This window comes from Halomonas maura, from assembly GCF_030409305.1.
GTDB lineage: Bacteria > Pseudomonadota > Gammaproteobacteria > Pseudomonadales > Halomonadaceae > Halomonas > Halomonas maura.
Genome location: NZ_JAUFPQ010000010.1, coordinates 139,214 through 152,964 on the forward strand (window position 1 = coordinate 139,214; position 13,751 = coordinate 152,964).

Consider the following 13,751-nt stretch of genomic DNA (forward strand, 5'->3'; position numbering starts at 1 on the left):
GCCACAATTCTAGCGCATGGCGGCGCCGGGCGCAGTGGCCGGCGCCGCCCGGCCAGTGGCAGAATGTCGCGCGTGCCATGACGGCGCACGGCTGCCCGCCCCCCCGGCCTGTGGTAAGGTAAGACCACCTTCATGCTGAGCCCAAGTCACTCCCGAGAGCCGACATGATCAAGACCCCCACCCTGCTGCTGATGGCCACCGCCCTGGCACTGCCGAGCCTGGCCATGGGCGACACCCTCGAATTGCCCGCCGACGCCCGGGTCGAGATGGAGGTCGTCGACGACCTCGTGCTCGACGCCCAGACCCCGCGCCGCGACGATATCGTGCTACGCCCGGTGGACGGCGGGGATGGCAGCCACCGACTGCCGGACTACTGCGTGGTGATCGGCGACGCCCAGCGCGACGGCGAGCGCATCCGCCTGACCACCCATTCCCTGACCTGCATCGAGGCCGAGGGCGGCGACAGCGAGATCTACAGCGGTGAACTCACGGCCGGCGCCTACGACCGCGACGGCCACTTCGGCATCGCCGCCTGCGAAGACGACCAGTGTCGCCTGACACCGGACGACAGCTTCCTGCTGACCATCACCCACCCGATCCACATCGAGCAGCAGGCCAACCCCTCGGCCCGGCTCAATGCCGAGCGCCGCCAGGCCGATCCCGACCAGGACGACGCCGCCAGCGGCGAATAACCGCGACCCGTTGCGACACCGCGATCGCCGACGCCCCCTGCGAGGGGGCGTCTTGCGTTGGGCCCCGGGGCCGGCTCACCGGGCGAGCCAGCGCGGCGCACGCGACAGCACCTGGCGCTGCTGCTCCAGTTCGCGGATATGCGTGTCCCAGTAGCCCGCGTCGGCCAGCCAGGGAAAGGCCCGGGGAAAGGCCGGATCGTCCCAGCGGGCCACCAGCCAGGCACTGTGGCGCAGCAGGCGCAGGGTCCGCAGGGGCTCCACCAGCGCCAGCTCGCGGCGGTCGAAGTCGCGATGCTGCTCGTAGCCCTCGACCACCTCCGAGAGCTGCATCTGCCGCTCGCCTTCCTCCTGGGCGGTGAGCAGCATCCACAGATCCTGCACCGCCGGGGCCATCAGGCAGTCGTCGAAGTCGACCAGGGCGAAGTGCTCGTCGCGCCCCAGCATGTTGCCCAGATGGCAGTCGCCGTGGACGCGCAGGTTCCATGTGGATGGCCAGGCCTGGGCCACCAGGGCGGGACGCAGGGCCTCGGTGACCCGCTGGTAGGCGAGCCGCTGGCGGCGGTCCAGCCAGCCGCTCGCCAGCACGCCCTCGCAGGCCTCCGCGACCATGGCGTCCAGGTCCATGACCCGACGATGAGCGAAGGGGCGGCGGGCGCCGACCGCGTGCATGGCGCCGATGACCTCGCCCAGGGCGAACAAGTGGGCCGGGTCTTCCAGTTCCGGCGCCTGGCCCGGCAACTGGGGAAACACCGCGAAACGGAACCCCTCGGCGTGGTGGAGGCTGACGCCGGCGGCATCGCGCCAGGGGGCGGCCACCGCCACGCCCGCGGCCTCGAGCTCGGCCAGGAAGTCGTGTTCTTCCTGGATCTGGGCATCGCTCCAGCGCGCGGGACGGTAGAACTTGACCACCCAGCGGCGCCGCTCGTCGTCGTGCACCAGGTAGACCCGGTTCTCGTAGCTGTTGAGCGCGAAGGGCTCGCCGGGCAGCCAGAAGCCCAGGGACTCCACCGCCGCCACCACCCGGGCGGGGGCGAGGCGGGCGAAGGGGTGGGTCGCGTCGTTCATGGGCACTCCGGTCGGGGCAAAGCCCCATGATAGCAAAACCGCCTGCCCCGCCGCGCCACCGGCCTGGCCATCGGATGCCGGCTGGCCTATGCTCGAGGATCCATCGGCGGGAGGCCGATGAGCGCTCGATCCCCCGTCGGAGACATTGCCCATGGACGGACTCACCTGGATCACCTATGTCGGCGTGATCGTCGCACTGATCATCTTCCCCGGCCCGGTCGCCCTGCTCTGTACCAGCCACGGCCTGCGTTTCGGCCGTCGCCGCGCCTCGGCCACCGTGCTGGGTGGCACGCTGGCGTCCCTGGTGCTGATGCTGCTGTCGTCGCTGGGGCTCGGCGCCATCCTGGCGGCCTCGGAGACGGCCTTCCACGTCCTGAAGGTGGTGGGCGGGGCCTATCTGATCCTGCTCGGCGTGCAGGCCTGGCGACGCCCCGGCGGCGAGGCCCTGCTGCCCGCGGCGACGCCCGAGGCCCGTCTCCCGGCCGTCCCCGTGGCCCGGCTGTTCCGCCAGGGCTTGCTGGTCGGCATCGGCAACCCCAAGGACCTGCTGTTCTTCGCCGCCCTCTTCCCCAACTTCATCGCCGTGGGCGAGCCCCGGCTCGTCCAGTTCGCCATCCTGGCTGCCACCTGGCTGGTGGTCGATCTCGGCCTGATGTCGCTCTACGCCGCCATGGGGTCGGGGCTGGGCCAGTGGTTCCGCCACCCGCGGCGCGCCAGGTGCTTCCATCGCGCCACCGGCGGCCTGTTCATGGCCGCCGGCGGCTCACTGATCGCCTCGTCGCCCTGAAACGATCGCTATTCCCTGCGCCGGAGTCCGCCATGTATCGACTGCATATCGCCAACAAGAACTACTCGTCCTGGTCGCTGCGCCCCTGGCTGCTGATGCGCGAGCTCGAGATCCCCTTCGCGGAGCGGCTGACGCCCTTCGACGCCGGCTCGAGCTGGGCATCGTTCCGGGCCTTCTCTCCCACGGGGAAGGTGCCCTGCCTCATCGACGGCGAGCTCGCCGTCTGGGACTCCCTGGCGATCGTGGAATACCTGGCCGAGCGCCACGCCGGCGTCTGGCCGGAGGACAGCGCAGCGCGCGCCTGGGCCCGTTCGGCCTGCGCCGAGATGCACTCGGGATTCAGCGCATTGAGAGGCGAGTGCCCGATGAACTGTGGCCTGCGGGTACGGGTGACGACACCCTCCACCCCGCTGCGCCACGACCTGGCGCGGCTCGAGGAACTCTGGCAACAAGGGCTCGAGGCCTTCGGCGGCCCCTTCCTGGCCGGTGAAGCCTTCAGCGCCGTGGACGCCTTCTTTGCCCCCGTCGCCTTCCGGGTGCAGGGCTTCGAACTGGCCCTGGGGTCGAGCGCCCGCGACTACGTCGAGCGCCTGCTGGCCCGGCCGGGCATGCAGGACTGGTATCGCGCCGCCCTGGCCGAGCCCTGGCGGGACGAGCCCCACGAACGCGAGGCCCTGGCCGCCGGCGAGTGGCTGGCGGATCATCGCTGTGCGCCCTGAGCCCTGCTGCGCGGCTCAGGAGATCTAGAGCGGCGTGCGGGCGATGGCCCAGGCCTCGATATCCTCGGCGCCCGCCCGGCGACAGGCGCGCGCCAGGGCATCCAGGGTCGCGCCGGTGGTCATCACGTCGTCGAGCAGGGCCACCCGCTCGGGCAGGGGCTCGTCGACCCGGAAGGCGCCGCGCAGGTTGCCCCGTCGCCGGCGACGATCGAGGCCGCGCTGACTCGGCGTGTCACGACGACGCTGCGCCCGGCGCAACGGGATCCCCAGCCGTGCCGACAGTCGCTCGGCCAGCCAGCGGCCCTGGTCGAAGCCCCGCTGGCGTGCCCGCTGCGGGTGCAGGGGCACCGCCAGCAGGGCCTGGGGCCCCTCTCCCGGCGGTGGCCGACAGCCCGCCTCCAGCAGCGCCAGCAGCACCGCTCCGGCCCGCGGTGAGGCATGGAACTTGAAGCGCTGCAGCAGTGCCGCCACCTCGTCCTCGTAGCGCAGGGCTACCCGGCTCCGGTCGAAGGCCGGCGGACGTCGCAGACAGCGTCCGCAGACTCGTCCCTGCGCCTGGCCGGACTGGGGCTCGCCGCAGTGCGGGCAGGCCGTGCGATTCCAGGGCAGTGCCGCGAAGCAGGCGGCACACCAGGGGCGGCCGCCCTCGCTGTCCGCCAGGCAGAACAGGCAGCGCCCCGGCAGGACGAGACGCAACCAGTCGTCAACTTCCCGCCGGCGGAAGGTTGACATGCCCCACCGTCCCCGTACCCTGTCGATCAACCCCGCGATCCGCGACCCGTTGACCATAAGCGAGCCCGCCATGCCTGCCCAACTCCCCGATACCGCCCCGGATGCCTTGACCCTAGCCGCCCGGCCGGCCATCCGCCATGACTGGAGCCTGGAGGAGATCGAGGCCCTGTTCGCGCTGCCCTTCAATGACCTGCTGTTTCGTGCCCAGCAGGTTCATCGGGCGCACTTCGATCCCAATGCCGTCCAGGTCTCCACGCTGCTGTCGATCAAGACCGGCGCCTGTCCCGAGGACTGCAAGTACTGTCCGCAGTCCGGGCACTACAACACCGGACTCGGCAAGGAGAAGCTGCTCGAGATCGAGAAGGTGGTGGAGCAGGCCCGCGCCGCCAAGGAGTCCGGCGCCAGCCGCTTCTGCATGGGCGCGGCCTGGAAGAGCCCACGCGAGCGCGACCTCGAGGTGGTGCTGGAGATGGTCGGCCGGGTCAAGGCCCTGGGACTGGAGACCTGCATGACGCTGGGCATGGTCGACACCGACCAGGCCAGGCGCCTCTCCGAGGCCGGCCTCGACTACTACAACCACAACCTCGACACCTCGCCGGACTACTACGGCGAGATCATCACCACCCGGAGCTATGCCGACCGCCTGGATACCCTGGCCAATGTCCGCGAGGCCGGCATGAAGGTCTGCTCCGGCGGCATCCTCGGCATGGGCGAGGCGCCGCGGGACCGGGCCGCCCTGCTCCAGCAGCTGGTGCGTCTCGAGCCGCATCCGGAGTCCGTGCCCATCAACATGCTGGTCAAGGTGCCCGGCACGCCGCTGGAAGACGTCGAGGACCTCGACCCGCTGGAATTCATCCGTGCCATCGCCGTGGCCCGCATCCTGATGCCGAAGAGCCATGTGCGGCTCTCCGCCGGACGCGAGCAGATGTCCGAGTCGACCCAGGCCATGGCCTTCCTCGCCGGTGCCAACTCCATCTTCTACGGCGATACCCTGCTGACCACCGGCAACCCCCAGGTGGAGCGCGACCGGGCACTGTTCGACAAGCTCGGCCTGCACCCGGAGCGCCGCGAGACCTGTGCCGACGACGGCCAGGCGGAAGCCGCCCTGGAGGGGGCCATCCAGCGCCAGCGCGGCAGCGAGCTGTTCTACGACGCGGCCCAGGCCTGATCGGCCATGACCGTCAGCGTCGACCCCTGGCAGCGCCGCCTGGCCGAGCGTGCCGAGACACGCCGGGCCGAGGGCCTGTGGCGACAGCGGCCCACCCTGGCGGACGATGAGCCGCTCATCGACTTCGCCGGCAACGACTACCTGGGCCTGGCCCGGGACCCGCGCCTGGCCGAGGCCCAGGCGGAGGGGGCCCGCCGCTTCGGCGCCGGCGCCCGGGCCTCGCACCTGGTCTGCGGCCACCTGACGGTCCACGAGGCCCTGGAACAGCGCCTGGCCGAGCTCACCGGCCGGCCCCGGGCGCTGCTGTTCTCCACCGGCTACATGGCCAACCTGGGCACCCTCCAGGCCCTCTGCGACCGGCACTGCCGGATCTTTCAGGATCGCCTCAACCACGCCTCGCTGCTCGACGGGGCCCGGCTCGCCGGCAGCCCCTCGCGGCGCTTCCACCACCGCGACCTCGACGACCTCGCCGCCCTGCTGGCGCGCGCCCCCGACGAGGCCCCGCGCCTGGTGGTCAGCGACGGCGTCTTCAGCATGGACGGCGACACCGCCGATATCGCCGGCCTCGCCGCCACCTGCCGGCGCCACCGGGCCTGGCTGATGGTCGACGACGCCCACGGCCTCGGCGTGCTCGGCGAGCATGGCGATGGCTGCGTGGGCCGTGCCCACGGCGTGGACGACGTACCGGTGCTGGTCGGCACCCTGGGCAAGGCGCTGGGCACCGCCGGCGCCTTCGTCGCCGGCAGCGAGGCACTGGTCGAGCAGCTGATCCAGTTCGCCCGCCCCTACGTCTATACCACCGCCCAGCCCCCCGGCGTGGCCGCGGCGACCCTGGCCGCCCTGGACATCCTGGCAAGCGAACCCGAGCACCGTAGTCGGCTTCAGGAGCGCATTGCCCGCTTCCGCCGCGAGGCGGCGACGCTCGGCCTGCCGCTGGGGGCGTCGACCACCCCCATCCAGCCCGTCGTGCTGGGCGACAGCGAGCGGGTGATGCGCTGGGCGGCCAGACTGGGCGAGAGCGGCCTGCGGGTCGGCGCCATCCGCGCCCCCACGGTGCCCCAGGGCGAGGCCCGGCTGCGCGTCACCCTGAGTGCTGCCCATGGCGACGACGCCCTGGACGCCCTGCTGGAGGCGCTGGCGAGCTGCGCCCGGGAGGAGACGGCATGAGCCGCCTGGTGCTGCTCTCCGGCTGGGGCTGCGACGCCCGCATCTGGCAGGCCCTGGAGGGCCACTGGCCGCCGGGGGTACGGGTGAGCGCCCCCGACTGGCCCGGCTACGGCTCGCAGCCGGACTGTCAGGAACCGACCTGCCTGGCCGACACGGCCAGGGTCATGGCCGAGGCGCTGCCGGCAGACGCCGTCTGGGTGGGCTGGTCCCTGGGCGGCCTGCTGGCCGAGGCCCTGCTCGATCACCTGCCGCCCCCCCGCGCCCTGGTGGTCATCGGCATGGGCCCGCGCTTCTGTCACCCGGAGGGCGTCGGCGACGAGGAACTCGCCACCTTCCGTCGTGCCTTCCGCCGCGATCCCGAGGCCACCCGCGCCCACTTCCTGCGCTGGCAGCTGCGCGGCGAACCGTCGCCCCGGGCCGCCCATCGCCAGCTGCTGGCGCGGATCGGTCAGGCGCCGGTGGCCGGCCTGACGACCCTGGCCGCCGGCCTCGACCAGCTGGCACGCCTGGACACCGGCCGGCAACAGGGGGCCGCGCCCTGCTCGGTGTACCGCCTGGCGGGGGAGGCCGACCCGCTGCTCGCCCCCGCGGTGCGCGAGGCCGCCGACTGGCGGCTGGCCAACGCCGGCCACTGTCCGATGCTCAGCCAGCCCGTGCGCCTGGCGGCGCTGCTGGCCGCCGTCGCCGCCACCCCGGCCGCGCCCCCCATCGCACCGGAGGCCCTGTCATGACCGCCCAGCCGATGCTCGACAAGCAGCGCCCGGACGACCCCGAGTGGCGGGCCCGGGTGGCCCGCGCCTTTTCCCGGGCCGCGCCCCATTACCGCGAGCGGGCCCTGGCCCAGCAGGCCATGGGCGAGACCCTGCTCGAGCGCCTGCCGGCCCGTGCCGAGCGAGTGCTGGACCTGGGCTGCGGCCCCGGGGCGATGACCGCCGACCTGGCCCGGCGCTACGGCGACGCCTGCCGGGTCACCGGCCTGGACCTGGCCCCCGGCATGCTGGACCAGGCCCGCCGGCGCCACCCCACCGGCATCCGCTGGCTGGTCGGCGACGCCAGCGCCCTGCCGCTGGCCACGGCCAGCCTCGACCTGGTGGTCTCGAACCTGGCGATCCAGTGGTGCCCGGATCTGGATGCGGTGATGGCCGAGCTGAACCGCGTGCTGCGACCCGGGGGGCGCGCCCTGATCAATACCCTGGGCCCCGGGACCCTGGCCGAGGTGCACCAGGCCTGGTCGCGGCCGGAACGGCCCGCCGCCCTGCTGGGCTTTCGCGACGCCGGGGCGCATCGCCTGGCTGGCCACCGGGCCGGCTTTCGCGGCGTGACCCTCGAGGAGCGCACCGAGCGCTTCCACTACCCGGACCTGGCCGCGGTGATGGCCTCCATCAAGGGCGTCGGGGCCCAGGTGGCCCGCCGCGGTTCGCGGCTGTCGCGGGACGATGTGGCCCGCGCCGCGCGGCGCTTCGAGGCCCTGCGCACCCCGGCGGGCCTGCCCGTCTCCTATCGCCTGCTGACCCTGACCCTGGAGCGCTGAGATGGCCGTCTACTTCGTCACCGGCACCGACACCGACGCCGGCAAGACCCTGGTGACCAGTGGCCTGCTGGCCCTGGCCCATCGCGAGGGCCTCACCACCCTGGGACTCAAGCCGATCGCCTCCGGCTGCGAGTCCACGCCGCAGGGCCTGCGCAACATCGACGCCCTGACGCTGCAGGCACAGAGCGTGCCCGCCCCGCCCTATGCCACCGTCAACCCCTTCGCCTATGCGCCGGCCATCGCCCCGCACCTGGCCGCCCGGCGGGCCGGCGAGATACCAACCCTCGACGCCCTGGTCGAGCGTAGCGCCGAGGCGCTGGCCGAGGCCCGCGACCTGACGCTGATCGAGGGAGCCGGTGGCTGGCGGGTGCCGCTCAATGACGATGAGGACCTCGCCGGGCTGGCCCGGCGCCTCGAGCTGTCGGTGATCCTGGTGGTGGGCCTGAGGCTCGGCTGCCTGAGTCATGCCCGGCTCACCGCCGAGGCGGTGCGTGCCGACGGCCTGGCGCTGGCCGGCTGGGTGGGCAACCTCATCGACCCCGGCTTCGCCGAGGACGCGGCCCTCTACCGGGACAACCTGGCCACCCTGGAGCGCTGCCTGGCGGCCCCCTGCCTCGGCGTGGTGCCACGGCTCGATGCCGAGACGCCGGACGCCCGGGCGCGGGCCGCGGCGCATCACCTGCGGCTACCCGATCACAATTGACTTGGCACCGGGCGTCCGTACAATGTTGACGCCTGCCTAGCCCGTGCGGATGTGGTGGAATTGGTAGACACGCCAGATTTAGGTTCTGGTGCCTTCGGGCGTGGGAGTTCAAGTCTCCCCATCCGCACCATCATCTCTGCTCCCGTGGTATCCGGGAATCGCCCCGGCCGCTCCTCCTTATCGCCCGGAGCATGCTCCTGCATGCCGTCGTGCCCGTACCGGCCCGAACCGCTGGCCGCGCCCATGGTCAACCCCTTCATCGACACCGGGTTTACATGTAAGGTAGGGAGCCAATCGGCGGTCGCCCCGCCGGCTCGGGCACCCGCCCGTCCACCGTCCGCTTGCGCCCAGGAGGCCCGATGCCATCCCCCGTCTGGCACCCCTATGCCCACCTCAAGACCCAGTCTCCCGCCCCCAAGGTGGTCGGCGGCGAGGGCCCCCGCTTCACCCTGGAGGGCGGCGAGTCGCTGCTCGACGCCACCTGCTCCTGGTGGTGCATGATCCACGGCTACCGCCACCCGCGACTGGTCGAGGCCATCCAGCGCCAGGCCGACGAACTCTGCCACGTGATGCTCGGGGGGCTGACCCACGACCCCGCCGACCGCCTGGCCCGGGAACTCGTGCGCATCTCGCCCGAGGGACTGAACCATGTCTTCTTCTCCGACAGCGGCTCGGTGGGCATGGAAGTGGCCATGAAGATGGCCGTGCAGTACCACTACCTGCGCGGCAAGCCGGCCAAGCATCGCATGCTGACGCTGATGAAGGCGTACCACGGCGATACCGCCGGCTGCATGGCGGTGTGCGATCCGGAAGAAGGCATGCACTCGCTGTTCGCCGGCTTCCTGCCCCAGCATCACTTCGCTCCCGCCCCCACCGCCTCCTTCGAGGCCAGCGAGGCCGAGGTGCAGGCCGACCTCGACGCCCTGCGCCAGGTGCTCGAGGCCCATCACCAGGAAATCGGCGCGCTGTTGATGGAGCCGCTGCTGCAGGCCGCCGGCGGGCTCAACATGACCTCGCCCCATTACCTGCGCGGCGCCCGGGCGCTGTGCGAGGAATTCGACGTGCTGCTGGTGTTCGACGAGGTAGCCACCGGCTTCGGCCGCACCGGGCGGCTGTTCGCCGCCGACCATGCCGACGTGACCCCCGACATCATGGTGCTCTCCAAGGGCCTCACCGGTGGCTACCTGGGCCACGCCGCGACCCTGGCCACCGACCGGGTCCATGACGCCTTCATCGGCGACAGCGAACTGCATGCCTTCATGCACGGCCCCACCTTCATGGGCAACCCGCTGGCCTGTCGGGTGGCCCTCGAGAGTCTGGCGGTCTTCGAGGAGGACGACTACCTGGGCCGCATCCAGACCCTCAATGGCGTGCTGTGCGAGGAGCTGCGCGACGACGCGGCGCTTGCCGACCATCCGGCGGTCGCCGACGTGCGCGTGCTCGGCGCCACCGCGGTGATCGAGGTCCACGACGCCACGAGTCTCGAGGGTGCGGCCGCCTTCGCCAGGCAGCGAGGCGTCTGGCTGCGCCCCTTCGGCCGCTGGCTCTATACCATGCCGGCCTATATCACCGACGAGGACGACATGCGCCGCATCACCGGGGCGATGAAGGACTGGTTCCTGTCGGCCTAGACCAGCCGGCGAGGAATGCGCCGGTCCCAGCTGCGGCAATGGACGCGACGCTCTCCCTCGTAGGCGTCCAGGGTGGCATGCAGCTGGAAGTCCTCGGGCGTGGCGGCGAGGACGGTGCGGGTGATGGTGGTCACCTCCCAGTCGCCGCGCTTCAGCGAGCGCTCCCAGCAGGTGGTGCCCGTCGGGGAGTCGAAGTCGTCGGCCCGGGAACAGTAGCGCTCCACCGCCTTGACCTGCACCTCCAGCCCGGAGTCCTCGAGCCGCAACCGCCCCCGGTCGTTGACCACCTCCAGCGTCGAGAGGTCCTCGGCCAGGTCACGATGCACATACCAGTTGTGATGCTCGGGCGCCAGCAGGGTCACCGGGATGGTCGGTGCCCCCTCCGGCGCGTCGAAGACGACCGCGTCATCCTCGGCACGCGGCGGCCGGCGGGGCAGCTCCAGCACGCTGCCCGAGTCGTGGATGGTCAGGCGCGCGCACAGGGGAGACGGCCAGGCCAGCGGCCAGTAGGAGGTGGAGATCGCCAGCCGCAGCCGATGGCCCTGGGGGAACACCTGGGCCACGTCGTTGAGCCGCACCGCTACCCGGTAGCGGCGCCCCGGTTCCAGCGCCTCGGGGGCGGCATGGCCGTCCCGATGGGTGAGGTTGAGCAGGCCATAGGTCACCCGCGTCGCCTTGCCATCGGGAGCGACGTCCGAGAGGCGCGCCGCCACCATGGCGACGGGCCGGTCGGCCGAGACGTCCAGCTCGAGTCGCGGGCCGCCGAGGATCTCCACCGATGCGCCCAGCGGCGGGCTGTCGAAGATCAGCGCCCCGCCATCCTCCTGGCGCTGGTCATGGGCGAGATCGGGGCCGGCGGCATAGGAGCACCACTTGCCGGCGAACAGGCCACAGGTCAGCGGCGACTGGACCGTCAGCGCCGAGTGCTCGCGCCGCCGCTGGCCGTCGAGGCATAACCGCCGCGGTGCCAGTGGCAATCGCCAGGGCTCGATGGCCGGCGACGGCCAGCGGGGCTCGGCGACCCAGCGCCCCGGGCGGTGCCCGTAGCGGGTGGTGGGCGGCACGCTGTCCTGCATCCACACCCTGAGCGCCGGGTCCTCGCGAATGCCCCGCTCCTGCCCCTTCAGCCACTGATCCCACCAGCGCAGGCATTCCTGCAGGAAACCGATCGCCGGCCCCGGCTCGCCCAGGTGGGGATACTTGTGGCTCCAGGGGCCGATCAGGCCCTGACAGGGCCCCGGCAGGTGCTCGACCAGGCGCATCACGGCATTGGAATAGCCGTCCGCCCAGCCGCTGGCGGCCAGCACCGGCACCCGCACCCGGGAGAAATCCTCGCAGATGGATCCATGTCGCCAGTAGGTGTCGCGGTGCGGATGCTCGAGCCAGGTGGCCAGCCACAGGCCGCTGCCCTCCAGGCGCTGGCGCCACATGTCGCGCCAGGCCTCGCCCACCACGGCGGGATCCGGGGGCAAGGAGTTGTAGGCGAACATGGTCGAGGCCCAGGACAGGTTGTCGCCCAGCAGGCAACCGCCCATGTAGTGCACGTCGTCGGCGTAGCGGTCATCCGTGGAACAGACGCTGACCACCGCCTTGAGCTCCGGGGGCTGGCGGGCCGCCAGCTGCAGGCCGTTGAAGCCGCCCCAGGAGATGCCGATCATGCCGACCCGACCATCACACCAGGGCTGGGCCGCCAGCCAGCGCAGGATGGCCTCGCCGTCCGCCAGCTCTCGCTCGAGGTATTCGTCCTCCAACACGCCCTCGGAGTCTCCGCTGCCGCGCAGATCGACCCGCACCGCCGCATAGCCATGCCCGGCGAAATAGTGGTGATGCACGGCATCCCGCCGCGCCGAACCGTCACGCAGGCGATAGGGAATGTACTCGAGCACGGCGGGCACCGGCCGCCGTCGGGCCGCCTCGGGCAACCAGATGCGCGCGTTGAGGCGGACCCCGTCTTCCATCGGTATCCACACGGGATCGAGACACTCGACGGCATGGGGAAAGTCGCTCACCTCTCTCATGCAAGCCTCCTCCTGCCCTGGCCGGCAGGCCCCGCTCAGGCGCCCTCCCGGGAAGGTGGCGCGATGACGAACGGCAGTCCCTCCCGACACAGCCGTATCCGCTCCAGCAGCCCCTGGTAGCTGTCGGCGCCGGTGAACAGCACCCCCAGCTCCCAGGAGAAGGAATCCTGATGCAGCAACGACTCCAGGGCCATGCCGTTCCGCACATTCAGCTCGACGAGGGTACCCGGATAGGCCGCCTCCACCAGGCGGATTTCCTCCGCCGTCGGTACACGGCGAACGACACCGCCCTGGAAGACCCTCAGCATCTGCTTGGCGGCGACTGCGTAGCGGCCTTCCCGGTGGGGCATGCGTGGCGTCATGCCCAGGGCCACGTCCACCATCACCTGGTAGTGCGGGGCTCCATCCACCAGCTTGAAGAGCGGCGCATGGGAGCGGGACAGCCGGGGGTTGATCTCGAGCAACCAGATGCGATCACTCTCGTCATCATGGTAGAACTCGATATTGAAGGGGGCATCGTCGTAGCCGATATGCGTCATGACTCGGCGGCTGATGTCGATGATACGCGCCTGGACGTCATCGGGCAGCGCGCTGGGATACTCGAAGCGCATCAGCACGGAGGGGTGCCGGGTGTCTCGGACGCTGTCGATGATGCCGGTCAGCTGCATCCGCCCGTTCTGGACATAACCTTCGAGGGTGCATTGCCGGCCCGCCGAGATGATCTGCTCCACCACGCAATGGTGGCCATCGATCTCGGCCAGCTCGTCGGGTAGGTCGAGATGGGTGCACACCTCGGCCAGCGGCTGGCCAAACCTGCCGATCCCCCGCCGGATCTGGGGCAGGGCCTCGCGAAGCTGTTGCTCGTTGTCGATTTGGAACCCCAGTTGGGAGGAGTGCGCCTTGACCGGCTTGATCCAGAACGGGTAGTCCACCTCGAGGGTATCGATGGCCTGGTCGTCGAAGGGGTCCAGGGCCTGGAAGGCGGGCACGCACTCGGGCACCGCCTTCGCTTGTTCCAGGCGACTCCAGTACTTGTGCTCGCACTTAAGCACCGCCTCCAGCGTGGGCCCCCGATGGCCCATGGCATCGCGCAGCACCGGCAGCAGCGCCGTGGTGGGAAAGTCCCAGACGCCCACGATGGCATCCACCGGGTCGGGGAAGCGCTGCAGCTCGACCAGCGCATCGGCCACCAGGCGATCGAAGTGATACTCCTGAGCATGGACCGCCTCGTTCAGGGGCAGCAGCCCATGAAAGGCATAGTCCTCGGCATGTCGCAGTGTCGGCAGCAAGCGTCGGCTCAAGTCGTCATGGCCAATCACGAAGACGTTCCACGCCATACCCCTCTCCCCGCCTCGCCAGACTGATCGGTCGGGCAGCACTCGACGAGGCGCCATCGCGCGCCCTTACGTTAAGCATGGTCCGTTTTCGAGACATTGTCTTGACCGAATGAGGAGGATCCGGCCGTGAACCAAGCCGGCCGGGGGACAGGGGGCATCGGTGCCTGGCGTCGATCGGCCATGGCTGTCAGGCTGACAGGC

General features: G+C 71.2%; 13 protein-coding genes and 1 tRNA gene. 10 read left to right on the forward strand and 4 right to left on the reverse strand.

Translation table 11 applies throughout. The features are described from left to right. Nucleotides 1–164 precede the first annotated feature (164 nt). A complete protein-coding gene (locus QWY76_RS04990; RefSeq protein WP_290310008.1) occupies nucleotides 165–692 on the forward strand; it encodes a TraB/TrbI/VirB10 family type IV secretion system protein in 528 nt (175 codons plus the stop codon). 75 nt (nucleotides 693–767) lie between these two features. On the opposite strand, the gene QWY76_RS04995 is transcribed toward QWY76_RS04990, so the two are convergent. After that, nucleotides 768–1,757: a serine/threonine protein kinase gene (locus QWY76_RS04995; protein ID WP_290310009.1), complete on the reverse strand. Its 990-nt coding sequence runs from the start codon at nucleotides 1,755–1,757 to the stop codon at nucleotides 768–770. 151 nt (nucleotides 1,758–1,908) lie between these two features. On the opposite strand from QWY76_RS04995, the gene QWY76_RS05000 reads away from it, so the two are divergent. Continuing rightward, entirely contained in the window at nucleotides 1,909–2,544 is a 636-nt protein-coding gene (locus QWY76_RS05000) for a LysE family translocator (protein ID WP_290310010.1), read from the forward strand. A gap of 32 nt (nucleotides 2,545–2,576) precedes the next feature. Next, on the forward strand, nucleotides 2,577–3,263 hold the full coding sequence (locus tag QWY76_RS05005) for a glutathione S-transferase family protein (RefSeq protein ID WP_290310011.1): 687 nt from the start codon (nucleotides 2,577–2,579) through the stop codon (nucleotides 3,261–3,263). Nucleotides 3,264–3,287: 24 nt separating this feature from the next. On the opposite strand, the gene QWY76_RS05010 is transcribed toward QWY76_RS05005, so the two are convergent. Next, on the reverse strand, nucleotides 3,288–3,995 hold the full coding sequence (locus QWY76_RS05010) for a ComF family protein (protein ID WP_290310012.1): 708 nt from the start codon (nucleotides 3,993–3,995) through the stop codon (nucleotides 3,288–3,290). Between the two features lie 70 nt (nucleotides 3,996–4,065). On the opposite strand from QWY76_RS05010, the gene bioB reads away from it, so the two are divergent. The 7 genes from bioB to bioA all read left to right on the forward strand — a co-directional run bounded on the left by bioB (nucleotide 4,066) and on the right by bioA (nucleotide 10,195). Next, complete coding sequence (bioB, locus tag QWY76_RS05015; RefSeq protein WP_290310050.1) at nucleotides 4,066–5,163, forward strand: biotin synthase BioB; 1,098 nt, start codon at nucleotides 4,066–4,068, stop codon at nucleotides 5,161–5,163. A gap of 6 nt (nucleotides 5,164–5,169) precedes the next feature. Beyond that, nucleotides 5,170–6,330, forward strand: coding sequence for an 8-amino-7-oxononanoate synthase (bioF, locus tag QWY76_RS05020; RefSeq protein WP_290310013.1), 1,161 nt, complete (start codon nucleotides 5,170–5,172; stop codon nucleotides 6,328–6,330). Then, the gene (locus QWY76_RS05025; RefSeq protein WP_290310014.1) at nucleotides 6,327–7,061 is read left to right on the forward strand and encodes an alpha/beta fold hydrolase; all 735 of its coding nucleotides are present in this window, start codon (nucleotides 6,327–6,329) and stop codon (nucleotides 7,059–7,061) included. Before bioF ends, QWY76_RS05025 begins: the two co-directional genes overlap by 4 nt. Continuing rightward, nucleotides 7,058–7,861, forward strand: coding sequence for a methyltransferase domain-containing protein (locus QWY76_RS05030; RefSeq protein WP_290310015.1), 804 nt, complete (start codon nucleotides 7,058–7,060; stop codon nucleotides 7,859–7,861). Before QWY76_RS05025 ends, QWY76_RS05030 begins: the two co-directional genes overlap by 4 nt. A gap of 1 nt (nucleotide 7,862) precedes the next feature. After that, a complete protein-coding gene (gene bioD, locus QWY76_RS05035; protein WP_290310016.1) occupies nucleotides 7,863–8,564 on the forward strand; it encodes a dethiobiotin synthase in 702 nt (233 codons plus the stop codon). A 45-nt stretch (nucleotides 8,565–8,609) separates the two neighbouring features. Continuing rightward, a tRNA-Leu gene (locus tag QWY76_RS05040) sits at nucleotides 8,610–8,694 on the forward strand. 229 nt (nucleotides 8,695–8,923) lie between these two features. Next, nucleotides 8,924–10,195 carry an adenosylmethionine--8-amino-7-oxononanoate transaminase gene (gene bioA, locus QWY76_RS05045; protein ID WP_290310017.1) on the forward strand — a complete coding sequence of 424 codons (1,272 nt, stop codon included), beginning with the start codon at nucleotides 8,924–8,926 and terminating at the stop codon, nucleotides 10,193–10,195. Here the strand turns inward: bioA and QWY76_RS05050 are convergent. Both QWY76_RS05050 and QWY76_RS05055 read right to left on the reverse strand, forming a co-directional pair. Further along, entirely contained in the window at nucleotides 10,192–12,213 is a 2,022-nt protein-coding gene (locus QWY76_RS05050) for a CocE/NonD family hydrolase (protein ID WP_290310018.1), read from the reverse strand. The two genes, bioA and QWY76_RS05050, sit on opposite strands and share 4 nt — an antisense overlap. A gap of 35 nt (nucleotides 12,214–12,248) precedes the next feature. After that, nucleotides 12,249–13,550 carry an ATP-grasp domain-containing protein gene (locus QWY76_RS05055; RefSeq protein ID WP_290310019.1) on the reverse strand — a complete coding sequence of 434 codons (1,302 nt, stop codon included), beginning with the start codon at nucleotides 13,548–13,550 and terminating at the stop codon, nucleotides 12,249–12,251. Nucleotides 13,551–13,751: the final 201 nt, after the last annotated feature.